Source organism: Umezawaea endophytica (assembly GCF_025061645.1).
GTDB lineage: Bacteria > Actinomycetota > Actinomycetes > Mycobacteriales > Pseudonocardiaceae > Umezawaea > Umezawaea endophytica.
This window is the reverse complement of record NZ_JANYMP010000011.1, coordinates 222,158-246,083: the sequence shown is the minus strand read 5'-3', so window position 1 is coordinate 246,083 and position 23,926 is coordinate 222,158. Positions and strand designations below refer to the sequence as shown.

Annotated in this window: 24 protein-coding genes; 21 read left to right on the top strand and 3 right to left on the bottom strand. The window is 70.8% G+C overall.

Features of this window, described 5'->3' with window-relative positions:
- The first annotated feature begins 45 nt into the window (after positions 1 to 45).
- Positions 46 to 888 carry a lytic murein transglycosylase gene (locus NZH93_RS23900; protein ID WP_259625411.1) on the top strand — a complete coding sequence of 281 codons (843 nt, stop codon included), beginning with the start codon at positions 46 to 48 and terminating at the stop codon, positions 886 to 888.
- 324 nt (positions 889 to 1,212) lie between these two features.
- Here the strand turns inward: NZH93_RS23900 and NZH93_RS23895 are convergent, their stop codons facing one another.
- The gene (locus NZH93_RS23895) at positions 1,213 to 1,608 is read right to left on the bottom strand and encodes a tetratricopeptide repeat protein (RefSeq protein ID WP_259625410.1); all 396 of its coding nucleotides are present in this window, start codon (positions 1,606 to 1,608) and stop codon (positions 1,213 to 1,215) included.
- A gap of 78 nt (positions 1,609 to 1,686) precedes the next feature.
- Entirely contained in the window at positions 1,687 to 2,436 is a 750-nt protein-coding gene (locus tag NZH93_RS23890) for an alpha/beta fold hydrolase (protein WP_259625409.1), read from the bottom strand.
- Between the two features lie 143 nt (positions 2,437 to 2,579).
- Here NZH93_RS23890 and eno point away from each other — a divergent pair, with 143 nt between their 5' ends.
- From eno to NZH93_RS23840, 10 genes are all read left to right on the top strand, one after another.
- Positions 2,580 to 3,866, top strand: coding sequence for a phosphopyruvate hydratase (gene eno / locus NZH93_RS23885; RefSeq protein ID WP_259625408.1), 1,287 nt, complete (start codon positions 2,580 to 2,582; stop codon positions 3,864 to 3,866).
- Between the two features lie 5 nt (positions 3,867 to 3,871).
- Positions 3,872 to 4,372: an FtsB family cell division protein gene (locus tag NZH93_RS23880; protein WP_259625407.1), complete on the top strand. Its 501-nt coding sequence runs from the start codon at positions 3,872 to 3,874 to the stop codon at positions 4,370 to 4,372.
- Entirely contained in the window at positions 4,369 to 4,857 is a 489-nt protein-coding gene (locus NZH93_RS23875; RefSeq protein WP_259625406.1) for a DUF501 domain-containing protein, read from the top strand. The genes NZH93_RS23880 and NZH93_RS23875 overlap by 4 nt, the downstream gene beginning before the upstream one ends.
- A 238-nt stretch (positions 4,858 to 5,095) precedes the next feature.
- Positions 5,096 to 6,433 (top strand): lytic transglycosylase domain-containing protein, encoded by a 1,338-nt coding sequence (locus tag NZH93_RS23870; protein ID WP_259625405.1) that lies wholly within the window; start codon positions 5,096 to 5,098, stop codon positions 6,431 to 6,433.
- A 103-nt stretch (positions 6,434 to 6,536) separates the two neighbouring features.
- The gene (locus NZH93_RS23865; RefSeq protein WP_259625404.1) at positions 6,537 to 7,490 is read left to right on the top strand and encodes a Ppx/GppA phosphatase family protein; all 954 of its coding nucleotides are present in this window, start codon (positions 6,537 to 6,539) and stop codon (positions 7,488 to 7,490) included.
- Between the two features lie 158 nt (positions 7,491 to 7,648).
- The gene (locus NZH93_RS23860) at positions 7,649 to 9,268 is read left to right on the top strand and encodes a peptide ABC transporter substrate-binding protein (protein ID WP_259625403.1); all 1,620 of its coding nucleotides are present in this window, start codon (positions 7,649 to 7,651) and stop codon (positions 9,266 to 9,268) included.
- A gap of 102 nt (positions 9,269 to 9,370) precedes the next feature.
- Complete coding sequence (locus NZH93_RS23855; RefSeq protein WP_259625402.1) at positions 9,371 to 10,303, top strand: ABC transporter permease; 933 nt, start codon at positions 9,371 to 9,373, stop codon at positions 10,301 to 10,303.
- A complete protein-coding gene (locus NZH93_RS23850) occupies positions 10,296 to 11,264 on the top strand; it encodes an ABC transporter permease (protein ID WP_259625401.1) in 969 nt (322 codons plus the stop codon). Before NZH93_RS23855 ends, NZH93_RS23850 begins: the two co-directional genes overlap by 8 nt.
- 11 nt (positions 11,265 to 11,275) lie before the next feature.
- The gene (locus tag NZH93_RS23845; protein ID WP_259625400.1) at positions 11,276 to 12,262 is read left to right on the top strand and encodes an ABC transporter ATP-binding protein; all 987 of its coding nucleotides are present in this window, start codon (positions 11,276 to 11,278) and stop codon (positions 12,260 to 12,262) included.
- Positions 12,255 to 13,250: an ABC transporter ATP-binding protein gene (locus NZH93_RS23840; RefSeq protein ID WP_259625399.1), complete on the top strand. Its 996-nt coding sequence runs from the start codon at positions 12,255 to 12,257 to the stop codon at positions 13,248 to 13,250. Before NZH93_RS23845 ends, NZH93_RS23840 begins: the two co-directional genes overlap by 8 nt.
- A 43-nt stretch (positions 13,251 to 13,293) precedes the next feature.
- Here the strand turns inward: NZH93_RS23840 and NZH93_RS23835 are convergent, their stop codons facing one another.
- Complete coding sequence (locus NZH93_RS23835) at positions 13,294 to 14,772, bottom strand: S10 family peptidase (RefSeq protein ID WP_259625398.1); 1,479 nt, start codon at positions 14,770 to 14,772, stop codon at positions 13,294 to 13,296.
- A 30-nt stretch (positions 14,773 to 14,802) separates the two neighbouring features.
- On the opposite strand from NZH93_RS23835, the gene NZH93_RS23830 reads away from it, so the two are divergent.
- The 10 genes from NZH93_RS23830 (at position 14,803) to NZH93_RS23785 (ending at position 23,881) form a co-directional block, all read left to right on the top strand.
- Positions 14,803 to 15,498: a uracil-DNA glycosylase gene (locus NZH93_RS23830; protein WP_259625397.1), complete on the top strand. Its 696-nt coding sequence runs from the start codon at positions 14,803 to 14,805 to the stop codon at positions 15,496 to 15,498.
- A 67-nt stretch (positions 15,499 to 15,565) separates the two neighbouring features.
- Positions 15,566 to 16,237: a DUF4129 domain-containing protein gene (locus tag NZH93_RS23825; protein WP_259625396.1), complete on the top strand. Its 672-nt coding sequence runs from the start codon at positions 15,566 to 15,568 to the stop codon at positions 16,235 to 16,237.
- A complete protein-coding gene (locus NZH93_RS23820; protein WP_259625395.1) occupies positions 16,234 to 16,698 on the top strand; it encodes a hypothetical protein in 465 nt (154 codons plus the stop codon). Before NZH93_RS23825 ends, NZH93_RS23820 begins: the two co-directional genes overlap by 4 nt.
- A complete protein-coding gene (locus NZH93_RS23815) occupies positions 16,695 to 17,669 on the top strand; it encodes an AAA family ATPase (RefSeq protein WP_259625394.1) in 975 nt (324 codons plus the stop codon). The genes NZH93_RS23820 and NZH93_RS23815 overlap by 4 nt, the downstream gene beginning before the upstream one ends.
- On the top strand, positions 17,666 to 18,988 hold the full coding sequence (locus NZH93_RS50785; RefSeq protein ID WP_259625393.1) for a DUF58 domain-containing protein: 1,323 nt from the start codon (positions 17,666 to 17,668) through the stop codon (positions 18,986 to 18,988). The genes NZH93_RS23815 and NZH93_RS50785 overlap by 4 nt, the downstream gene beginning before the upstream one ends.
- Positions 18,985 to 19,869 (top strand): collagen-like domain-containing protein, encoded by an 885-nt coding sequence (locus NZH93_RS23805; RefSeq protein WP_259625392.1) that lies wholly within the window; start codon positions 18,985 to 18,987, stop codon positions 19,867 to 19,869. The genes NZH93_RS50785 and NZH93_RS23805 overlap by 4 nt, the downstream gene beginning before the upstream one ends.
- 171 nt (positions 19,870 to 20,040) lie before the next feature.
- Positions 20,041 to 21,366: an NAD(P)/FAD-dependent oxidoreductase gene (locus NZH93_RS23800; RefSeq protein WP_259625391.1), complete on the top strand. Its 1,326-nt coding sequence runs from the start codon at positions 20,041 to 20,043 to the stop codon at positions 21,364 to 21,366.
- A gap of 166 nt (positions 21,367 to 21,532) precedes the next feature.
- Positions 21,533 to 21,688, top strand: a complete 156-nt coding sequence (locus NZH93_RS23795; RefSeq protein ID WP_259625390.1) for a hypothetical protein — start codon at positions 21,533 to 21,535, stop codon at positions 21,686 to 21,688.
- Between the two features lie 80 nt (positions 21,689 to 21,768).
- Positions 21,769 to 22,830: an ATP-grasp domain-containing protein gene (locus tag NZH93_RS23790; protein WP_259625389.1), complete on the top strand. Its 1,062-nt coding sequence runs from the start codon at positions 21,769 to 21,771 to the stop codon at positions 22,828 to 22,830.
- Positions 22,811 to 23,881, top strand: coding sequence for a SagB family peptide dehydrogenase (locus NZH93_RS23785; protein ID WP_259625388.1), 1,071 nt, complete (start codon positions 22,811 to 22,813; stop codon positions 23,879 to 23,881). Before NZH93_RS23790 ends, NZH93_RS23785 begins: the two co-directional genes overlap by 20 nt.
- Positions 23,882 to 23,926 lie beyond the last annotated feature (45 nt).

Genomic DNA, 23,926 nt, shown 5'->3' with positions numbered 1-23,926 from the left:
ATCACATCCCGGTCACGGGCCGATTCGACACGTAGCCTGGGTCACGTGGTCGTCACCCCGCCGTCCAAACTCACCCCCTCCCCGCGCTCGCGCGGAGGGGCGGGCGGCCTGGCCGGAAGACTCGGCCTTGCCCTGTTACTGGTGATGATCGTCGCCGCGGGCGCCTGGGGCCTTGGCGCACTCGACCGCAAGCCCGTGGTGCAACCGAAAGCCGACTTCCCGGTCCCGTTCCAGTTGATCGAGCCGGGCACGGAGATCCCCGACGCCGCAGGCCAGGTCCCCCAAGCGGCCCCGTCGAACGGCCAGCAGGACACCACCGACCCCATCGACGAGTGGGCGGGCAAGGTCTCCGACAAGACCGACATCCCCAAACGCGCACTACGCGCCTACGCGCTAGCGGACCTGACCATGAAGGCCCAGGCCCCAGCCTGCCGAATCTCCTGGTCCACCCTCGCGGGCGTAGGCCGCATCGAGTCCCACCACGGCTTCATCAACGGCGCCAAACTAGGCGACGACGGCCGCACGACCCTCCCGATCATCGGCATCCCCCTGGACGGCAGACCAGGCGTGAAGGCCATCGGCGACACCGACGGCGGCAGCCTGGACGGCGACACCACCTGGGACCGCGCCGTCGGCCCGATGCAGTTCATCCCCACGACCTGGGTCAAGTACGCCCAGCGAGCAAACGGCGACGGCAACCCACCAGACCCGCAGAACATCGACGACGCGGCCTTGGCCACCGCCCGCTACCTGTGCTCGGGCGACCGCGACATGGGCAACAGCGAGGGCTGGTGGGCAGCAGTCTGGCAGTACAACAACTCCACCGAATACGGCCAAAACGTCTTCAGCGGCGCAGACGCCTACGCCCGCGCCAGCGTGACCATCTAGCTCCCCAGGGCCAACCACGCCCACCTGGGCCCCGGCCTCAACTTGCCCCCGGCCTTCCGCGACTTGCCCGACTGGGCCCCCGGCCTCAACCTGCCCTCGGCTTAACGCGACGTACCCAACTGGGCCCCCGGCCTCAACCCGCCCCCGAACCCAACCGAGCGCCCCGCAGCTTTTCCAAACCTTCCCCCGGCCGCACCCCGATTCTCAGCGCACGTCATGGCTGCTTTGGCTTGTCAAGGCATCTTTCCCGCCTTGACAAGCCAAAGCAGCCATCGACACAATCGCGCAATCGGGGTGTGACCGACCCCAACCCAGACCCAGCAGCTACCCCTCCCGCCGCCGATCCCGATCCCGATCCACCGCCATCCGAGCCGCAACCTCCCCCAACGCCTCCTGATACTCAGGCGAAGGATTCATCACAGCCGCCATCCTCAACTGCGCCAAAGCCTCAGCGAACCGACTCTGCCGCTGCAACGTCTTCCCCAAAGCGAACCGCGCATAATGATCACTGGGATCAACGTCCAGCACCTTCCGGAACGCCTCTTCCGCACGGTGGAGCTGGGCGGACCCCAGATAGGCCCGCCCTGCCAGCAACTGCACGCTGGGAACGTCCGGCGCGGCGTCGAGCACCGTGCGCAGCTCCCGCAACGCCTCGAGGGGACGGCGTTCGGACAGCAGCGCCTCGGCTCGGCGGAACGCCTCGAAGGTGCTGTCGGTCATGGTTCGATCAACGCTACCTACTGATCGCGTCTTCCTCGACAGCCGTCCGGATGACAGAACTCCGTGTCGCGTGGACTTTCACCCGACCAGTGCGGCGTGCAGCCGGGTGAGAAGGGGGGCCAGCGCGGCGGGTTCCTCGACGTGCGCGTTGTGCCCTAGCCCCGGCAGCACGACCCCCTCCGGGTGGGCCGCGAGCAGGTGCGCGGGAGGGCACATCGGGTCCTGGTCACCGGCCGCCAGTACGACCCGCGCGCGGCTCGCCGAGATCAGCGCGGCCATGTCGGGCGCGCCGACGCCGAAGGCGGCCGGGTCCAGTGCGAGTCGCCACCCCTCCGAGGTCTCCACCAGGGCGCCGTCGACCAGGGGCGTGTCGGCGGGCACCAACCGCCACAGGCCTGCCACCTTCAGCGCCCGCTCGGCGGCCTCCTCGCGGGTCGCGAACACCTTGGACGGCCGTCCCGCCAGCTCAGCGGCCTTGGCCAGCTCCTGCTCGGTCCACCGCACCTTGACGCCCAGCCCGCACACGACGTCGACCGAGGGCCCGGAACGACCCGATCCCAGCGCCAGCGCGACCACCCCGCCGAGCGAGTGCCCGAGCACCGCGACGGGCCGGTCCACCGGCACGACCAGCGCGAGCGCGTCGGCCAGCGCGTCGAACGTGTACCCCGGCAGCGGTGAGGACCGGCCGTGGCCCGGCAGGTCGGGGGCGAGCCACGTGCCCGGCCACGCCCGAGCCGCGTCGAGCCACACGTCACCGGTCGCGCCCAGCCCGTGCAGCAGCACGAGCGCAGGCCCGTCGGTCCCACCTCTTCGTACGTGAACCGTCACCCGGCGGATCCTGCCGGTCGGACGGCCGCGTGCCCAGGTCCACCCTGGTGATCACCACAGCATTTCGCGTGCCTGCGACAGGCCGCGGAACCGCACAAGTAGGCTCGGCACCGAGACGACATGAGCTGAATAGGGGAGCGCAAGTGGCGGTCATCGAGCAGGTCGGCGCACGGGAGATCCTGGATTCCCGAGGCAACCCCACCGTCGAGGTGGAGGTGGCGCTGGACGACGGGACGTTGGAGCGCGCCGCGGTTCCCTCCGGGGCGTCGACCGGTGAGCACGAGGCGGTCGAGCTGCGCGACGGCGACTCCAAGCGGTACAACGGCAAGGGTGTCCTGCGCGCGGTCACGGCGGTCCTGGACGAGATCGGTCCCGAGCTGGTCGGCATCGAAGCCGTCGAGCAGCGGGTGGTCGACCAGAAGCTCGTCGACCTGGACGGCACGCCGGACAAGTCCCGGCTCGGCGCGAACGCGATCCTCGGCGTCTCGCTCGCCGTGGCCAAGGCGGCGGCGACGTCCAGCGGGCTCGAGCTGTTCCGCTACATCGGCGGCCCGAACGCGCACGTCCTGCCGGTGCCGATGCTGAACATCCTGAACGGCGGCTCGCACGCCGACACGGACGTCGACATCCAGGAGTTCATGGTCGCGCCGATCGGCGCGGAGTCCTACCGCGAGGCCCTGCGCTGGGGCGTCGAGGTCTACCACTCGCTGAAGTCCGTGCTGAAGAGCAAGGGCCTGGCGACCGGTCTCGGCGACGAGGGCGGCTTCGCGCCGAACCTGTCCAGCAACCGCGACGCGCTCGACCTGATCCTGGTCGCGATCGAGAAGGCGGGCTTCACGCCGGGCCGCGACATCGCGCTCGCGCTGGACGTGGCGGCGACCGAGTTCTACGCCGACGGCGCTTACACGTTCGAGAAGTCCAAGCGCAGCGCCGAGCAGATGACCGGCTACTACACCGAGCTGGTCAACTCCTACCCGATGGTCTCCATCGAGGACCCGCTGTCCGAGGACGACTGGGACGGCTGGGTGCAGATGACCGCCGAACTGGGCGAGCGCGTCCAGATCGTCGGCGACGACCTGTTCGTCACCAACCCGGAGCGCCTCGAAGAGGGCATCTCCCGCCGCGCGGCCAACGCGCTGCTGGTGAAGGTCAACCAGATCGGCACGCTGTCGGAGACGCTGGACGCGGTCGAGCTGGCCAAGTCCTACGGCTACAAGTCGATGATGAGCCACCGCTCCGGCGAGACCGAGGACACCACCATCGCCGACCTCGCGGTCGCGACCGGTGTCGGCCAGATCAAGACCGGTGCTCCCGCCCGCGGCGAGCGCACGGCGAAGTACAACCAGCTCCTCCGCATCGAGGAGAGCCTGGGCGACGCCGCTCGCTACGCGGGCGACCTGGCCTTCCCGCGGTACACGCCGGAAGCCTGAGCCCCATGCCCGAAGCCGATCGGGACCGGCGCCGCCGACGGAGCCCAGCTCCGGCGGCGGCCCGGCCTGACCGCGCCCGCCGCCCCGCCCCGTCGAAGGCCCGCACCCGTGCCGGAGCGGGCACGGGCGGCGCGTTCGGCATGTCCGGCACCCGCCGCGCCGCGCTGCTCGCGATGGTGCTCTGCGCGCTCGCGCTGAGCATCGCCGTGCCGCTGCGGACGTACCTGGCGCAGCGCGACGAGCTGCGCCAGGTGACCGCGCAGCAGGGGCAGCTCGCCGCCGAGGTGGCGAAGCTGGAGCAGCGGCAGGCGGAGCTCAACGACCCGGCGCAGGTCGAGGCCGAGGCGCGCAAGCGGCTGCACTACGTGCGGCCCGGCGAGACGCCCTACATCGTCCAGCTCCCCGGAGACGCGGAGCGCACACCCGAAGAGGAGAGGCCGGCCAAGGCGCCGGCCGCGAACACGTCTTGGTACCAGCAGTTGTGGCAGTCGGTGGCGAAGAAATGACGATCTCGGAAGCGGACCGCGACTTCGTGGCGTCCCAGCTCGGCCGGGCGCCGCGCGGGATGCGCGGGATCTCGGCGCGCTGTCCCAGCGGGCACGCCTCCGTCGTGCAGACCAACCCGCGGCTGGAGGACGGCACGCCGTTCCCGACGCTGTACTACCTGACGTGCTCGCGGTTGAACTCGTTGGTCAGCACGCTCGAGGGCTCCGGCCTGATGCGCGAGATGACCGACCGGCTCGCCGAGGACGAGGAGTTGGCGGCCGCGTACCTGCGGGCCCACGAGGCGTACCTCGCGGAGCGGGACGCGATCGAGTCGCTCGGCACGAAGGTCACCGCGGGCGGCATGCCGGACCGGGTCAAGTGCCTGCACGTCCACGTCGCCCACTCGCTGTCCGTCGGCCGCGGCGTGAACCCGTTCGGCGACGAGGCGCTGGACCGGCTCGCCGGTTCGTGGCCCAGCGGCGACTGCGCGGCCCCCGTCGCCTGAACCGGCTCCGCCGTTCGGCCCACCGGCAGATCGGTGGCGCCGGTCACAGTCAACGGTGAAAAACCCACCGCACACCCGTTTCACCGCCTGTTCGTTAGACAAAGTTGTCCCCTTGGGGCAACGAGTTCCCGTGACAGGGCGATGACGATGAGGCAGGGTTGTCAGCGGGGCAGAGCGTGATGCGGTTCGCCGAACTCCGTTCGGCGGGTGGCGATGAGGCTCAGGGAGTGAGTGTTTCGTGGCAGTGCGGAAAAAACGGGGCCGCAAGCGCAGGGCGAGAAGGGTCGTCGCGGGCAACGCGACGATGACCCCGCGCCAGTGGGGCGTCGCCGCCACGGTCACCTGCGCGATGCTCGCGCCCGCGCTGCTGTCGGGTACGGGCACCCTCGACTGGATCACCACCTCGAACCGCTCGGACATCGCGGCCGAGTCGCCGGGGCCCGGTGACGTGCTGAGCGCGATCCGCGCCCGCGGCGCCACCGACGACGAGCTGGGCGCGGGCGGCAGGCTGCCCGAGACCGACGAGCTGAGCGCCGCGTTCCTCGCGGACGCGGACGACCTGGAGTCGCTGCGCGGCGGGCTGAACCCGTTCGACGACCTCGGCGACGGCGTCCCCGGCATCCCCGGCGTGATGCTGGAGGCGTACCGGAGGGCCGAGGAGCGCCTGGCCACCACCAAGCCGGGCTGCAACATGTCGTGGTCGCTGCTGGCCTCCATCGGCCGCATCGAGTCGAACCACGCGCGCGACGGCCGGGTGGACGCCAAGGGCAACGCCACGCCCGCGATCCTGGGCCCGGTGCTCAACGGCCAGGGCTTCGCCGCGATCCACGACACCGACAACGGCGCCTTCGACGGCGACTCGACGTGGGACCGCGCGGTCGGCCCCATGCAGTTCATCCCCGGCACGTGGGCCGCGTACGCGGCGGACGGCAACGGTGACGGCCAGAGCAACCCGAACAACATCTACGACGCGACGGTCGGCGCGGGCAACTACCTGTGCTCCGGTGGCGGCGACATGGACAACTCGGAGCAGCGGGCACAGGCGATCTTCCGCTACAACCACTCCGACGAGTATGTCGCGACCGTGATGGCGTGGGCGATCCAGTACGAGAACGGCGTCGACTCGCTGCCCGACCTGAGCGGGTCGGACGCGGACTACGACTACCCGCCGTACGACGACTACAACGACACCACCCCCACGGGCAACACCGGCAACACGGGCAACACCGGGTCGACGACCACGACCACGTCGTCCTCGTCGTCCAGCTCCAGCACGACGACGACCACGACCACCACGACGACGAAGCCGAGCAGTTCGACGACGACCACGTCGCCCACCTCGGTGACGCTCTGCCCGACGCCGACGACCACGACGACCACCAGCGGCACGACGACGTCGACCACCACGTCGACCACCACGACGACGTCGACCACCACGTCGCCGAGCCCGGTGCCGCCGGGCTGCCCGACCCCCACGACCACCACGACGACCACCACCACGACCACGGTCGCGGCGGGCTCCTCGCCCGCGGCGGGCAGCTCGGTGGCCGCCTCGTCGTCGATGAAGCCCACGTAAGCACGCGTTCAGCCACGGAGGGGAACCCGGCACCAGCCGGGTTCCCCTCTTTCGCGCACGGCCGTTACCGTCCTCCGCGAGCACCACACGAGGAGGACTGACGATGGCACGGGTGGCCGCGATCGACTGCGGGACGAACTCGATCCGCCTGCTGGTCGCTGACGTGACCACGGGCGACGACGGCGCCCACTGGCTGCGCGACGTGCACCGCGAGATGCGCGTGGTCCGGCTCGGCCAGGGCGTGGACGCCACGGGCGTGCTCGCGCCGGAGGCCATCGCCCGCACGCGGGCCGCCCTGGTCGACTACACGGCCGTCCTCCGGCGCAAGGGCGTGGAGCGGGTGCGGATGGTCGCCACGTCCGCGACCCGCGACGCCGCCAACCGCGACGAGTTCTTCGCCATGACCGCCGAGGTGCTCGGCGTCGAGGCCGAGGTCATCACCGGCGACGAGGAGGCCCGGCTGTCGTTCACCGGCGCCGTGGCCGACCAGGAGGCCGAGGACGGGCCGTTCCTGGTGTCCGACGTCGGCGGCGGCTCCACCGAGCTGGTGCTGGGCTCCTGGGACGGCGTGCGGGGCTCCGTGGAGGCCGCGCGGTCGGTCGACATCGGCTGCGTGCGGCTGACCGAGCGCTGCCTGCGCTCCGACCCGCCGACGGCCGCCGAGGTCGAGGAGGCGGTCCGGGTGGCCTCCGACGTGCTGGCGGACGCGTTCGCGGCCGTGCCGGTGGCGAAGGCGCGGGGCTGGATCGGCGTCGCGGGCACCGTGACGACGCTGGTCGCTATCGCGAAGGACCTGCCGGAGTACGACCCGGCCGAGATCCACCTCGCCCGGCTGTCGTTCGACCAGGTCAGGGACATCACCGGGCGGCTGCTCACGATGACCCACGACGAGCGGGCGGCCATCGGCTCGATGCACCCCGGCCGGGTCGACGTGATCATCGGCGGGGCGCTGGTGGTGCGCACGATCGCCGAGCACCTGGCTGTTCACACGGACGTCACCGAGCTGATCGCGAGTGAACACGACATCCTGGACGGCCTTGCATACTCGCTCGTCTGAAGTGGCAATTGGTATTGATCGTGACGTTTTCGTGACTGCCTAATCCAGCGGCCCACGACGTCCCCGCATTACCGTCCCTCTCACGTTCTGGGAATCCACCCTTCGGGGGGTGAGGCGCTCCGCCGCCGCGGGGCCGCCAGATTTAGGTGGGAGGATGCATGTCGCGATCACGCTCGGTCTCGTGGCTCGCAGTACCGGTAGCGCTCGTCATGACGCTGTCCGCGTGCGGTGGCGGGACGAGTTCCGACAGCGCAGCGGGAGGCAACGAGGACGGCACGGTGTCGATCTACGGCACCGAGCCGAAGGCGAACCTGCTGCCCGCGAACACCACCGAGGCAGGTGGGTCCAAGGCCGTCGAGGCCCTGTACACGCGCCTCGTCGGCTTCCAGCCGGAGGACGGCAAGACCTTCAACCTGGCGGCCGAGTCGATCACCACGGCCGACGCCAAGGTGTACTCGATCAAGCTCAAGCAGGGCTGGAAGTTCCACGACGGCACCGAGGTGAAGGCGAAGAACTTCGTCGACGCCTGGAACTACGGGGCCTACGCGCCGAACGCGCAGCAGGCGTCCAGCTTCTTCGCGCAGATCCAGGGCTACGACGACGTCGCCCCGGCCGGTGAGGGCGCGACCCCCACGGCGCAGAAGATGTCCGGCCTGGAGGTCGTGGGCGACTACGAGTTCAAGGTGACCCTGAAGGGCCCGTTCTCGGTCTTCACCAGCCAGATCGGCTACCTGCCGTTCGCCCCGCTGCCCGACGCGTTCTTCGCCGACCCGAAGGCCTTCGAGGCCAAGCCGATCGGCAACGGCCCGATGAAGTTCGTCGAGCGCACGCCGAACGCGCTGATCAAGTTGGAGCGCTTCGCCGACTACCAGGGCGAGGACAAGGTCCACTTCAAGACGCTGGACATCAAGATCTACTCCAGCCAGGAGACCGCGTACCAGGACCTGGTCGGCGGCAAGCTGGACTTCATGGAGGCGCTGCCGCCGTCGGCCAAGATCGGCGACAAGCACAAGGCCGACCTCGGTGACCGCGTGCTGAACGCGAACCTGCTCGGCATCAGCACCATCGCGATCCCGTACTACGTGCCGGGCTTCAACAACCTGGACCTGCGCAAGGCCATCGCGCTGGCGATCAACCGCGAGCAGATCACCAAGACGGTGTTGGCCAACTCGTACACGCCGGTCGACGGCTGGGTGCCGCCGGGCATCGAGGGCTACGAGGCGAACACCTGCGCCGACTTCTGCAAGTACGACAAGGTCAAGGCCAAGGAGTACTTCACCAAGTCGGGCTTCACCGGCAAGCTGACGATCCAGTCGAACGCCGACGGTGGCCGCAAGGAGCCGCTCGAGGCGGCCTGCAACAGCATCAAGGACGCGCTGGGCGTGGACTGCGAGTTCGTCGGCGCGACCAACTTCGGCGCGTTCCGGCAGATCGTCGACGGCAAGCAGCTCACCGGCCTGAGCCGGTCCGACTGGTCCGCCGACTACCCGTCGATCGAGAACTTCCTCAACCCGATCTTCAAGACCGGCGCCTCGTCGAACGACTCCGCCTACAGCAACCCCGCGGTCGACGCGCAGTTGGCGAAGGCGGACAGCACGGCCGACAAGAACGAGGCCATCAAGGCCTACCAGGAAGCCCACAAGCTGATCGCCAAGGACCTGCCCTCGATCCCGGTGTGGACGGAGAAGGGCATCGGCGGCTACTCGAAGAACCTGAGCGCCGCGAAGCTGACCTTCAAGCGCGACGGCCAGTTGTCCGCGTTCCGCGTCAAGGCCTGATCCCGAACAGCTCTCCGAGCAACGGTCCGGCTCCGCGAAGCACCACCATCGCGGAGCCGGACCCGCGTTCAGGCGCCTCCCACCACGCAAGGAGCCACTGGCATGGGTCGCTACGTGCTGCGACGCCTACTCCAGCTCATACCGGTGTTCATCGGGACGACCTTCATCATCTACGCCCTGGTCTGGGCGATCCCGCAGGACCCGTTCGCGGGCAAGTGCGGGCAGAGGCCGTGTCCCGAGGCCTACATCTCCGCGATGAGCGACAAGTTCAACTTCGACGACCCGCTCCCCCTCCAGTACCTGAAGTACATGGGCAACGTGATCACCGGTGACTTCGGCGACACGTTCTCCGGCATCTCGGTCGGCGAGCAGATCTCCACGGCCTACCCGACCACGGTGAAGCTCGCGATCGTCGCGCTGCTCATCGAGGCGCTCATCGGCATCACCGCCGGTGTCCTCACCGGCCTGCGCAAGCAGGGCTTCCTGGACAACCTGGTCCTGGTGTCCACGCTGTTCCTGATCTCGCTGCCGGTGTTCGTCACCGGCTTCGTGCTGCGCCTCTACCTCGGCCCGCAGGGCCTCGACCTGTTCGACGTTGGCGTCGACGCGACCGATCCGACGTTCGCGCAGTTGATCCTGCCGGGCTTCGTGCTCGGCAGCACGTCGATGGCCTACGTGGCCAGGCTGACCCGCAGCAGCATCGCGGAGAACCGGCACGCGGACTACGTGCGCACGGCCATCGCGAAGGGCCAGCCGACCCGCCGCGTCGTCGGCGTGCATCTGCTGCGCAACTCGCTCATCCCGGTGATCACGTTCCTCGGCACCGACCTGGGCAGCCTCATGGGCGGCGCGATCGTGACCGAGGGCGTGTTCAACATCAACGGCATCGGCGGCCTGATCTTCCGGGGCATCCAGGAGAAGGAGGGCATCACCGTCACCGGCGTGGTCACGATGCTCGTCCTCGTCTACCTGCTGATGAGCCTGATCGTCGACCTCCTGTACGCCGTTCTCGACCCGAGGATCCGCTATGAGTGACCCAGGTGCCAGCGGTGCCGGGCTGGAGAGGGCGGCCGCCTCGGCGGTGGGCGACCTCAGCCACGTGGACGACTCGTCGCAGAAGCAGGGCAAGCCCCGCAGCCTCTGGAGCGACGCGTGGGGCGAACTGCGCCGCAAGCCGACGTTCATCATCTCGCTGGTGATCATCTTCATCGTGGTGGTCATGGCCGCGTTCCCGTCGCTGTTCACCTCGGTGGACCCGCGGGCCGCGAACCTGGACAACTACCTGAAGACCCCGTCCGCCGACGCGTGGTTCGGCTACGACGTGCAGGGCTACGACGTGTACGCCCGCGCCATCTACGGCGCCAGGGCGTCGTTGCTCGTCGGCCTGTTCTCGACGCTGCTCACGGTGCTGATCGGCTCCGTGGTCGGCATCTTCGCCAGCTACGCGAAGAGCTGGGTCGACAGCCTCCTGTCCCGCTTCGGCGACATCTTCGCGGGCGTCCCGTTCGTGCTGGGCGCGATCGTCATCCTGACGACGTTCAACTCGCCGACGGAGAACCCCAGCGCGGTGCGGATCATCACCCAGGTGGTGCTGTCCATCGCCGTCCTGTCCTGGCCCGTCTCGATGAGGATCATGCGGTCCGCGACGCTCGTCGCGAAGCAGCAGGACTACGTGAAGGCCGCCCGCGGACTGGGCGCGAGCCCGCTGCGGATCGTCTTCCGGCACCTGCTGCCGAACACCGTCGCGCCGGTGCTGGTGTACGCCACGATCGCGCTCGGCGCGTTCATCGGCGCCGAGGCCACGCTGGCGTTCCTCGGCATCGGCCTGCGCCCGCCGGTGGTGTCCTGGGGCGTGATGATCAGCGAGTCCCGCGACTACTTCCAGGCGGCGCCGCACATGCTGCTGTTCCCCGCCGGGTTCGTGACGATCACCGTGCTCGCCTTCGTCATCCTGGGCGACGCCGTGCGCGACGCCCTCGACCCCAAGTCGCGATAGGAGTTCCGACCGTGACCGCACCACTGCTGGAGGTCGAGGACCTCCACGTGGAGTTCCGCACCCGCGACGGCGTCGCGAAGGTGCTCAACGGGGTCGGGTACCAGGTCAACGCGGGGGAGACCCTGGCGGTACTCGGTGAATCCGGCTCCGGCAAGAGCGTCACCGCCCAGACGATCATGGGCATCCTGGACACCCCGCCCGCGTTCGTCACCAAGGGCGCCATCCGGTTCAACGGCGAGGACCTGCTGGCCGCGTCCGCCGACCGCCGCCGCGACGTCCGCGGCGACGGCATCGCGATGATCTTCCAGGACGCGCTGTCCGCGCTGAACCCCGTGTTCACCGTGGGGTTCCAGATCGAGGAGCAGTTGCGCGTGCGGCGGGGGATGACCCGCAAGGAAGCCCGCGCCCGCGCGATCGAGCTGCTCGACCTGGTGAAGATCCCCAACGCCAAGAACCGGGTCGGCGAGTACCCGCACCAGTTCTCCGGCGGCATGCGGCAGCGCGCGATGATCGCGATGTCGCTCGCGCTCGACCCGGAGATGCTGATCGCCGACGAGCCCACGACCGCGCTGGACGTCACCGTGCAGGCCCAGATCATGGACCTGCTGCGGGAGATCCAGACCGAACGCGACATGGGCCTGATCCTGATCACCCACGACCTCGGCGTCGTCGCGGACGTGGCGGACCGGATCGCGGTGATGTACGCGGGCCGGATCGTCGAGCACGCGGACGTCTACCAGCTCTTCCGCGCGCCCGGCCACCCGTACACCGAGTCGCTGCTGGAGTCGTTGCCGCGCCTGGACCTCAAGGGCCAGGAGCTCAAGACGATCAAGGGGCTGCCGCCGAGCCTGACGAACATCCCGTCCGGCTGCCCGTTCCACCCGCGCTGCCCGCGCGCCGTGGACGTCTGCAAGACCGAGGTGCCCGCCAACCACCGGCTCGGCCTCGACCGCACCAGCGCGTGCCACTTCGCGGAGGAGGTCGTCAGCCGTGGCTGAGCCGATCCTGGAGGTCACCGACCTCGTCAAGCACTTCCCGGTCCGCGTCGGTGTGCTGTTCAAGCGCACCATCGGCCACGTCAAGGCGGTCGACGGCGTCTCGTTCACGCTGAACAAGGGCGAGACGCTCGGCGTCGTCGGCGAGTCCGGCTGCGGCAAGTCCACGCTCGCGCAGGTGCTGATGCGGCTGGAGCCGCCGACGTCGGGCGGCGCGAAGTTCGAGGGCCGCGACATGTTCGCCATGCGCGGCGCCGAACTGCGCAAGCTGCGGCGCGACATCCAGATCGTGCTCCAGGACCCGTACACCTCGCTCAACCCGCGGATGACCGTCGGCGACATCATCGGTGAACCGTTCGAGATCCACACCGACGTCGCGCCGAAGGGCTCGCGGCGGCGGAAGGTGCAGGACCTGCTCGACACCGTGGGGCTCAACCCGGAGCACATCCACCGCTACCCGCACCAGTTCTCCGGCGGCCAGCGGCAGCGCATCGGCATCGCCCGCGCGCTGGCGCTGCGCCCCAAGGTGATCGTCTGCGACGAGCCGGTGTCCGCGCTGGACGTCTCGATCCAGGCTCAGGTGATGAACCTGCTGGGCGAACTCCAGTCCGACCTCGGGCTGTCCTACGTGTTCATCGCCCACGACCTGTCCGTGGTGCGGCACCTGTCCGACCGGGTCGCCGTGATGTACCTGGGCAAGATCGTGGAAACGGGGACGGAGGACCAGATCTACGAGCGTCCGACGCACCCGTACACGCAGGCGCTGCTGTCCGCGGTGCCCGTGCCGGACCCGACGCAGCGCGGCACGCGCGACGTCATCCGGCTGACCGGTGACGTGCCGTCGCCGATCAACCCGCCGTCGGGCTGCCACTTCCGCACCCGCTGCTGGAAGGCGCAGGACATCTGCGCCACCGAGGAGCCGGAGCTGGTCGTCCGCGCCGGTGACCACCCGAGCGCGTGCCACTTCGCCGAGGAGCGCTCGGTCGTCTGACCCCGTCGGGGGCGCCCGGTCCGCACCGGCCGCCCCCGTCCGGTCAGCGGTTCGACGCGGACTTCACGAAGTCCGCCAGGTCCTTCGACTGCTGCACGCGCGACGGCTCGTGCACGTACATCATGTGGCCCGCCGGGTAGTACGCCGACTCGATGTTCTCCCGCAGCTCGGCCGGGATCGCCAGGTGCGCCAGCACGTGCTCGGACGCGTAGTACGCCGTCGCGCCGTCGTGGTAGCCGAACGCCACGTGCACCTTCAGGTGCGGGTTGGCGCGCATCGCGGCCGACAGCTTCGCCGTGACGGACACCGCGCGGCCCTCGAACTCCTTGTAGGACCACGGGTGCACGGTCCGCGCGATGATCTCGTACGGCAGGTCGTTCGAGTACTCCAGCTCGGCCCGCACGTAGTGGTTCAGCGCCGCCGCGTACGGCCCCAGGATCGCCGCGTACGACGCGTCCTCGGACATCAGCTCCTGGCCGTAGTCCGCGTCCCAGCTCGTGAACCGGCCGTCGAGCCTGCCGACGATCCGGCGCTGGTGGCGCAGCAGCTCGGTGAAGAAGCGGACGTGCTCGACGCGCAGGTCCACCCGGTCCACGTAGTCCTCGGACAGCCCGGTGATCGCGGCGAGCCGGGTGACGACGTCCGCGCGCTCCTCCTCGGTGAGCCGGTGGCCGCGGTTCAGCGCCCACGGGTAGTCGCGCGCCGCGAACTCCTCCGCCTCGGCGAGCACGTCCGCCAGCTCCCGGTCGCCGTGCAGGCCGTGGTAGTGGGCGATGGCCGCGTACGTCGGCAGGAACAGGGCGTACGGGACGTCGTTGTTCTCGTTGAAGTCCAGCGTGGTGAAGTCCAGGACGGACGAGATCAGCATCAGGCCGTTGAGGTACATGCCGTACCGGGACTGGAGGTGCTCGGCGAGGCCCGCCGCGCGCAGCGTGCCGTACGACTCGCCGGCGAGGAACTTCGGCGACATCCACCGGCCGTTGCGCGAGGTCCACAGCCGGATCACCTCGCCGACGGACTCGATGTCGCCCTGGAAGCCGTGGTACTCGCCGGGCTTCTCGCCCTTCACCGCGCGGGAGTAGCCGGTGGACACCGGGTCGATGAAGACGAGGTCGCTGTGCGCCAACAGGGTTTCGGCGTTGTCGGCCAGCTCGTACGGCGGCGGCGTCAGCTCGCCGACGTCACCGGACACGACCCGGCGCGGGCCGAGCAGGCCCAGGTGCAGCCACACGCTCGACGAGCCGGGGCCGCCGTTGAACGCGAACGTCACCGGCCGCGCCTTCGGGTCGGCCCCGTCCAGCGTGTACGTGGTCATGAAGACCTCGGCCTTGGGCTGGTGGCCGTCGAACTTGCCCTCGGTGAGCACCTCCCGGCGCAGCACGACGCGGCCGGTCGTGGTGGTGTAGTTCAGCTTGCGCCGTTTGACGGTGATGCTGTGCTGGGCGGTGACGAGGTCGTCGGAAGGGATGTCCTTCTCGTCCTTCTTGTCGTCCTCGGTCTCGCCGTTGTCCTTGTCGGTCATGGTCGAACCCTACGTTCGAGGAGGAGTGGAGTGCTCGCTCTTGATCGGCTCGACGCGGAGGTCACCACGTGCCGCGCGTGCCCGCGCCTGGTCGCGTGGCGCGAGGAGGTGGCACGGGTGAAGCGGGCCGCGTTCCGCGACGAGGAGTACTGGGGCCGTCCGGTCCCCGGCTTCGGTCCCGCCGACGCGCACCTGGCCGTCGTCGGCCTCGCCCCGGCCGCGCACGGCGCCAACCGCACCGGCCGGATGTTCACCGGAGACCGCTCCGGCGAGGTCCTCTACGCCGCCATGCACGCCGTCGGCCTGGCCTCCCAGCCGACCGCGCACCACCTGGGCGACGGCCTGGAGCTGTACGGCACCCGCATCACCGCACCGGTGAAGTGCGCGCCGCCGGAGAACAAGCCGACCCCCGAGGAACGCGACAACTGCCGCCCCTGGCTGGTCCGCGAACTCGACCTGCTCCGGCCGACGCTGCGCGCGGTCGTGGTGCTCGGCGGCTTCGGCTGGCAGGCGCTGCTGCCGATCCTCACCGCGTTCTGGACCGTGCCCCGCCCGCGCCCGAAGTTCGGCCACGGCGTCGAGCTCGTCCTGCCCGCGCACGACGGGGGCGAACCGCTGCACGTGTTCGGCTGCTTCCACGTGAGCCAGCAGAACACGTTCACCGGGAGGCTCACGCAGGCGATGGTGGAGGACGTGCTGCGCCGGGCGGCGGCCGTGCGGGGATGAGCCGCCCGGGTGTGTGTTCCCCGGTAAAACGCGGGCGTCGGGGGAGGGGGACGTGCATCCTTGGCGGATGAGGACCCGGTGGCTGGTGCCGCTCCTGGCCGGCGCGGCGCTCGTGCTCGTCGCGCTCGCGGCGCGCGGGAACTCGCCGATCGTCTACGACGGCACGTTGCAGGCGCCTGACGTGCCCGCTGCCGAGACCGCCGCGGCCGCCGAGGACTCGGCGGCCGAAGGGGTCGTGGGCGTCGTCGGCGGGTCGTTGGTGGCCCTGCTGGTCGTGGTGCTGTGCGTGCTGGTGGTGCTGTCGCTCGGCGCGGTGGTGCTGATGCTCGGTCCGCACCGCAAGCGCGTCCGGGCGGAGGCGTCGTCGGTGGTCGCGGCCGCCGCTGACGACGAGGACGGACGGCTCGGTACCGAGGTGCTGCTGACCGGCGCGCGCAAGGCGCTCGCGGAGCTGCGGGGACGGCCGACCGGGCCGCCGTCGGACGCCGTCGTGGCGGCGTGGCTGAACCTGGAGCAGGCCGCCGCGTCCAGCGGCGCACCCCGGCGGGACCACGAGACGCCGACGGAGTTCACCGGCGCGCTGCTGACCCGGTACGAGGTGGACACCGCTGCCGCGGCGACGTTGCGCGGGCTCTACCAGCGCGCCCGGTTCGGCGCGCCCGACCAGGTGACCACCCGTGACGCCGAGGCCGCCGCCGACGCGCTGGAGCGCGTCGTGGCCTGCCTGGACCGCCCGTGACGCCGCTGGTGGGCCTGCTCAAGGCCGCGCTGCTCGCGCTGGCCGTCGGAGCGGTCGCCGGGTTCGGGCTGGTCAGGCTGGGAGCCCCCGTCGAGTGGGCGGTGGTGGTCGCGCTGCCGGTCGCCGCGCTCGTCCTGCTCCTCGCCCGCCTGCCCCGCGCCACGGACATCGCCTGGTCACCGCTCCCGGCCCACTCGTCGGGCGCCACGTCCGTCGTGGCCTCGACGTTGGCGAGCCGCCTCGACGAGGCGTCCCGCGACCACGACCGCTTCACCTCGCGCGTCCGGCCGAGGCTGCGGGCGCTGGCCGAGGCCCGGCTCCGGCAGCGCGGCGTCGCGACGCTGGCCGAAGGCCGCCCCCTCCTCGGTGACACCGCCTACCGGCTGCTCACCGACCCGGACGCCACCATGCCGAACCCCCGCGCACTGGCCGAGGTGCTTGACCGACTGGAGGACCTGTGACGTCGACCGACTCCACGAGCGTCGCGGAGATCGCGACCGAGTGCACGGCCGTGCTGGACGCCGTCGGCACGGTGCTGGTCGGCAGGCAGCGGTCGCTGCGGCTGGCGCTCGCGGCCGTGCTCGCGGGCGGCCACGTGCTGCTGGAGGACGTGCCGGGTCTGGGCAAGACGCTGATGGCCCGCAGCCTCGCGCAGGCGCTGCACCTGGACTTCCGCCGCCTCCAGTGCACCCCCGACCTGCTCCCGGCCGACGTGACGGGCTCGTTCCTCTACGACCCGTCCGACCGCGGGTTCAGCTTCCGCGCGGGCCCGGTCTTCACCGGCCTGCTGCTCGCCGACGAGATCAACCGCACCCCGCCCAAGACCCAGTCCGCCCTGCTGGAGGCCATGCAGGAGGGCCAGGTGACGGTGGAGGGCCGCACGTTCCCGCTGCCGAGGCCGTTCCACGTGCTCGCCACCGCGAACCCCGTCGAGTATGAGGGCACCTACCCGCTCCCGGAGGCGCAGCTCGACCGCTTCCTGGTGCGCCTGGACATCGGCTACCCGCCCGCGGCCGAGGAGGTCGAGGTGCTCCGCCGCAGGCTCGTCCGGCAGCGGGAGCAGACTGAGGTGCCCCCGGTCTTCGAGTCGACCCGGCTGGCCGAGCTCCAGGCGGGCGTGGAACGGGTGGCGGTGGACGAGGACGTGCTGCGCTACTGCGTCGACCTGGCCTCCTCGACCAGGGCGCACCCGGCCGTGGAGGTGGGCGCGTCACCGCGCGGCGCGCTGGCGCTGGTGCTGGTGGCCAGGGCGCTGGCGGTGCTCGACCGGCGCGACTTCGTCCTGCCCGAGGACGTCAAGGACTGCGCGGTCGCCGCGCTGGCCCACCGCCTCACCCTGCGGCCCGAGACGTGGACGTCCGGCACGACCGGCGTCGAGGTCGTCACCGAACTGCTGGGCAGGGTCCCCGGCCCGGCGAGCACCCGGTCGTGAGCCGGGCGGACCGGATCAGGGCGGCGTTCACCCGCGAAGGCGGGTGGCGCGCCACCGACGCGTACGGCCGCGCCGTCCTGCTCGGCGTGGCGCTGCCCGTGCTGGGCGGACTGCTGCACAAGGTCGAGCTGGTCCTGCTCGGCGCCCCCTTCCTCGTCTCGGCCCTCTTCGCGCTGGCCGTCCGGGTCCGGGGCGTCCCCACCGTCACCGTCCGCCCCCTGCCGCGCACGGCCGAGCCCGGCTCGGCGACCACCGGTGTCGACGTGGACCCGGCCGAGGGCGCGGAGTTCCTGGCCGTCCGCCTGCCCGCCCCCGGCACGGCGGGCGACCTCGGTCCGGTGCACCTGCTGCCCGCCACCAGCGGCCCGATCGTGGTGAAGCTCCGCCGCGAGGCCTGGGGCGAGGGCGTGGACCTGCGCGCCGACCACCTGTTCGCCGGTCCGGACGGCCTGCTGGTCCACGGCCCGGTCGTCGGCGTGGAACGCGGCCGCGTGGTCCTCCCCCCGGTGGACGCGCTCCCGGCGGGCCTGCTGCCCGCCCGCGCCGCCGGACTGGTGGGCGTCCACCGCACCCGCCGCCCCGGCGACTCGACCGAGCTGCGCGACATCCGCGCGTTCCAGGCGGGCGACCGCCTGCGCCGCATCGACTGGCGGGTCTCCCTGCGCAGCCCCGTCCTGCACGTCCGCGAACACCACGCCGAGGCCGACGCCGACGTCGTCCTGGCCCTGGACACCCGCCTGGACCTGGGCAGCCGGGTGGCGGACTGGTCCACCGGCCACGCGGGCCGCACGTCGAGGCCCGGCGGCAGCCTCGACACCGCCGTCCGCGCGGCGGCCTCGCTGGCCGCCGGCTACCTGCGGCAGGGCGACCGCGTCGGCCTGGCCGACCTGGGCCGCCCCCAGTTGGGCGTCCGCCCCGGCATCGGCCGACGCCAGCTCCTCAGGCTGCGCAACCAGCTCGTCGTCTGCGCCCGCGCGGCGGGCTGGGCACCCCGCCCGTCCCTGCACCGCGTCCCCCACGGAGCCCTGGTGGTGGTCCTGTCGCCGTTCCTGGACGACCACGTGGTGGAGGTGGCCGTCCAGGCCGCCCGCCGCGGCAGCCTCGTCCTGGCCGTGGACGTGCTCCCACCGGACCTCCGCCCGGACGAGGAAACGCCGTGGGGGGAGGGCGCGCTGCGCGTCATCACCCTGGAGCAGCGCACCAGGCTGGAGGCCATGAAGCAGCACGGCATCGCGGTGGTCCCCTGGGACGAACGCGGCCACTCGGTGGCGGCCACCCTCCGCCGGGCCAACCGACCGGGACGCCCGGTGGTCCGATGACGAACCACACCGGATCGACGGACGGGGGCGGTCCGACGGACGAGACCGGCCCAGTGGTCGAGGCTGGTTCGACGGGCCTGGCGGGTCCGGCAGGCCAGGCGGGTCCGGCGATCGAGACCGGCCCGACAGGCCAGTCCGGCTCGGCAGCCCTGGCGGGCCCGGCAGGCCAGGCACTTTCGGCGGGTCAGGCAGGTCCGGCGGTCGAGGCTGGTTCGACGGGTCAGACCGGTTCGACGGCCCTGGCAGACCAGGCACGTCCGGCGATCCAGGCCAGCCCGGCGGTCGAGGCCGGTTCAACCGCTCAGCCAGGCCCGACGGACCAGCCCGATCCGAGGGACGAGACCGGTCCGACGGACCCGTCCGGCCCGGCGGCCCTCCCCGTCCACCTGCCCGCGGGCCTCCCGGCCTGGACCCTGCGCCTGGTGTCCGCGCTGACCTGCACCGCCGTGGGCCTGCTGCTGGCGGCGAACGGTGTCCAGGGCGTCTCGCTGGTCCTCTTCGCCCTCGTCTCCGCCGCCGCCGTCACCGTCCCGGCCTCGGCGGCCCCGGCACTGGTGATCGGCTTCGCCGCCGCCACCCTCGTCTTCACCGATGGCGGCCCCTTCCGGCCGTCGGTCCTGGCACTGGTCGTCCTGCTGCACCTCTTCCACACCACGTGCGCCATCACGGCCCTGGTCCCGCCGAGGTCCCGCCTGCACCTGGGCGCGCTGAGGAGACCGGCCCGCAGGTTCGCGCTCACCCAGGTCCTGACTTTCACCCTTGTGGGGGTAACCGCTGTGCTCCCGAGCGGCGGCACCGAGCCCGTCGTGGAGGTGGTGGGCCTCCTGACGGCCGCCGCGCTGGCCGCCGCGGCGGTCGTCCTCACCCGTCCGAAAACCTGAGGATCACCTCAGCCGAAGCTGAGCTACTGGATCGATCCTCTCAGCGGTTATACCGACCGCGGACCCTTCTCCCAGGTCAGCGCGCGGAGTGTTCGCGATCACCCGGCGACCGTGGTCACAACGGGCCTTTCGGACGCGCGGATCCGGGGGTTCCGGTGCGACCATGTGCGTATGGCTGCTGTGAAGTCGCAACCCACGAGGATCGTCATCGTCGGCGGTGGGTACGTCGGTATGTACACCGCGCTGGGGTTGCAGAAGAAACTGCGTTCCGGTGAGGCGTCGGTGACCGTTGTCGACCCGCAGCCTCACATGACCTACCAGCCCTTCCTCCCGGAGGCGGCCGCGGGCTCGATCGAGCCCCGCCACGTGGTCGTGCCCCTCCGCAAGGTCCTCAACCGCTGCCACGTCGTCACCGGCCGCGTGACGCGGATCGAGCACGCGAGCAAGTCCGTCACCCTCGAGACCGCCGACGGCCACGTCGAGACGATCGAGTACGACGTGCTGGTCAACGCGCTCGGCTCGATCGCCCGCACGCTGCCCATCCCCGGTCTGGCCGAGCAGGGCATCGGCGTGAAGACCATCGGCGAGGCCATCTACATCCGCAACCACGTGCTGTCGCGCCTGGACCAGGCCGCGAGCACGCGCGACCCCGAGGTGCGGCGCAGGCTGCTGAGCTTCGTCGTCATCGGCGGTGGCTTCGCGGGCATCGAGACGCTGGCGGAGCTGGAGGACATGGCCCGCTACGCGCTGCGCTACTACACCCAGCTCAAGCCAGAGGACATGAACTGGGTGCTGGTCGAGGCCACCAAGCGGGTCATGCCCGAGGTGAGCGAGAAGATGGGCGTCTACACCGTCCAGCAGCTCGAGAAGCGCGGCATGAAGGTCTTCCTGGACACCAGGGTGAAGACCATGGAGAACGGCCACGTCGTCCTGGACGACGGCACGGAGTTCGACAGCGACACGATCATCTGGACCGCGGGTGTCAAGGCGAACCCGGTCCTGCGCAACACCGACCTGCCGCTCGACGAGCGCGGCCGGGTGCGCTGCACGGCGAAGCTCCAGGTCGAAGGCCTGGCGGGGGTCTGGTCGGCGGGCGACTGCTCGGCCGTGCCCGACCTGTCGCGCACCGAGGAAGACCCGATGGCGACGTGCAGCCCGTCGGCCCAGCACGCGGTGCGGCAGAGCAAGGTGCTCGTCGCGAACCTCGTGGCCAGCCTGCGCGGCAAGCAGCAGAAGGACTACTTCCACAAGTACATCGGCTCGGTCGCGGGTCTCGGCCTGTACAAGGGTGTCGCGGACGTCTACGGCATCAAGATGAAGGGCCTGCTGGCCTGGCTGGCGCACCGCGGCTACCACGTCGCGAAGATGCCCACCTTCAACCGCAAGTTCCGTGTTCTCATGGACTGGCTGCTCGCGTTCGTCAACGGTCGTGAGGTCGTCGCACTGGGTCAGATCAACGACCCGAAGGCGGAGTTCGACCGCGCGTCCCAGAGCTGAGTCCGCCGACGGGTGTTGCACGCACTGCGCCGTTCGGTTGCAGTCGGGTGACACCCGTCTGGCTTAGTGCCGTAACTTGAGCCCCCATATAGAGCAATCTCAGGGCGCTCATCTTGACATTGCGTTACGTGAACCCGAGACTACTGCTTGTGCATCACCTGAAAGCGTGATGCGCGTGTTGGGGAAAGAGGTGACCGCGATGTCCCTTGAGGAGCTGGCCGCACAGCTTCGCCGCGGTGAGATCGAGGACCGCGCCTTGGCGGAGTACGCCGCTGAGTACGTCACGGCTGGGAAGTGTTTCCGAAGCAAGAAAGACGACTGAGCGTGACCGCTTCCGAGCCGGGGGTCTCCAGACCCCCGCTCGAAGCCGTAAGAGTCCTGCCGGAACCGAGTCCCACTCCGGTGAAGCCGACTCCGCTCCTCCTCCAAGGCCAGAACTACCTCTTCCGCTCGCCACCGAAGACCCTGGACTTCCAGGAGCAGGTGCACCGGATGGGCATGGTCGACGAAGGCGACGGCAGCCCCGTCCCGTGCGTGCTGGTGCTCGCCCGCAGCGCGGACATGGAGATGAACGAGCTCTCCATCGCGCTCGCCGAACGCGGGGTCCGGATGGCCCGCATCGACGCCGACCGCTGCACCGACCTCCCGCTGACGATCTACACCGACGCCCCGCTGGTCGAGCTGGACCGGTGGCTGCTGCGGCCGGTGCTGGTCTGGCGCAGGCACTTCGAACTCTCCGCCCTCCCGGTCGAGCCGGGGACGCTGGCGGGCTCCTACGCCGTCGACCAGTGGGGCGCGGTGTCGAACTGGCTCGCGACCCGCGGTGACTGGGCGCACGTCAACCCGGCCCGGTCCACGGCCCACCTCGACCGGCTCACGCAGCTCTCCGACGCGGCCTCGTTCGGCCTGACGATCCCGCGGACGGCCGTGACGACCCGCCCCGGCCGCACCCGGCCCGGTGGCGCGCACTGCATCGTGAAGACCTCGGGGCGCCACCTGCTGGAGCCGCGCCCCGGAGTGCAGCACGGCCTGTTCCCGCGCCCGCTGGAGACCAGCAGGTCCAGCGACGCCCCCGAGTCCGCGCCGGTGATCGTCCAGCAGTACCTGGCGTCCGAGACCGAGCTGCGGGTGTTCGTCGTCGGCGGGACGTGCATCGCCTACCAGGTCGACAAGCTCGACCCGGCCCAGCTCTGGGTCGACCCGGACGCCGTCCGGGTGACACCCACGGCGGTCCCCGACGCGGTGGCCGCCAAGCTCCTCGCCTTAGCCCGCTACTGGCGGGTCGAGGTGGCGGCGTTCGACCTCCTGGTGACGGCGAAGGACCACGTCTTCCTGGAGGTCAACGTCAATTGTGACTGGCGGTGGTTCGAACACCGCGCGGGGGACACACTGGTCTCGGACGCGGTCCACGACTGGGTCGCGAAGCGCTTCAAGGAGCTGTTGGGTGCGGGTAAAGGTCGCTGAGCACGCGACGCTGTTCTACGAGAACGGCGCCGTCGTCTGGGACGACTACCTGCACCACCGCCAGTTCGCGATCAGCGAGACCGCCGAGCTGCTGTGCCGCAAGTTCAGCACCTTCACCGAGGTCGACGACCTGCTCGCGCCGCTGGGCGAGGAGGACCGGGCCGTGCTGCGCCGGGTGCTCGACGAACTGGTGGACGCTGGCGTCCTGATCGTCGAGGGCTCGCCGGAGCACGACGCCGAGCGCGACCTGCTGCTCGCCTGGTCGAGCTGGGGCGCGTCGGCGCGGCACTTCCACTTCGCCAGCCGCACGCTGGGCGACGCCGAGTACCAGGCGGCCGACGAGCACGACGCCGTGCTGGAGGTGAAGCTCGGCGAGCACCCGCCGCCCACCCCGTTCCGGACCCTCGGCGGTGACGCCGTCGCGCTGCCGGTGCTCCCGGAGCAGCCCGAGTGGGGCGCGACGCCCGTGCTGGACGTGCTGCTGGCCCGTCGGACCACCCGCGAGTTCGGGTCGGACGGCGTGAGCCTGGAGCAGGTCGGTGAACTGCTGGCCGTGCTCGGGGGCCCGTCGCCGACGCGGTCGCGGATCGGCCGGACCGGCACCGTGTTCAAGACCAGCCCGTCCGGCGGTGGCCGCCACCCCGTCGAGCTCTACGCGCACGCCCGCGACGTCTGCGGCCTGCCCGCCGGCTGGTACCACTACGACGGCCTGCGGCACGTGCTCGAACCCGTCGGCCCGGAGTGGACGCCGGAGCAGATCGTGGAGGCGGCGGGCGACCAGGAGTGGGTGGGCGACGCGCCCCTCGTGCTGACCTACACCGCCGTCCTGGAGCGCACCCGCTGGCGCTACGACACCTCGCGCGCCTACCGGGTCGTGCAGATGGACGTCGGCCACCTCTCGCAGACCGCGTACCTGGTCGCGACGGCCATGGGCCTCGGCGTCGGCTTCACGGCGGCGCTGCGCGACGAACTGGTGGAGCGCGCGCTCGGTTGTGACGCCTATCACGAAGCGGTATTGGGGATGACGGTCGTCGGTCCATTACGTAAATGACCGCAATAGCGGAACACGTTGAGCCGTGCGGGTGTCTTGAGTGGA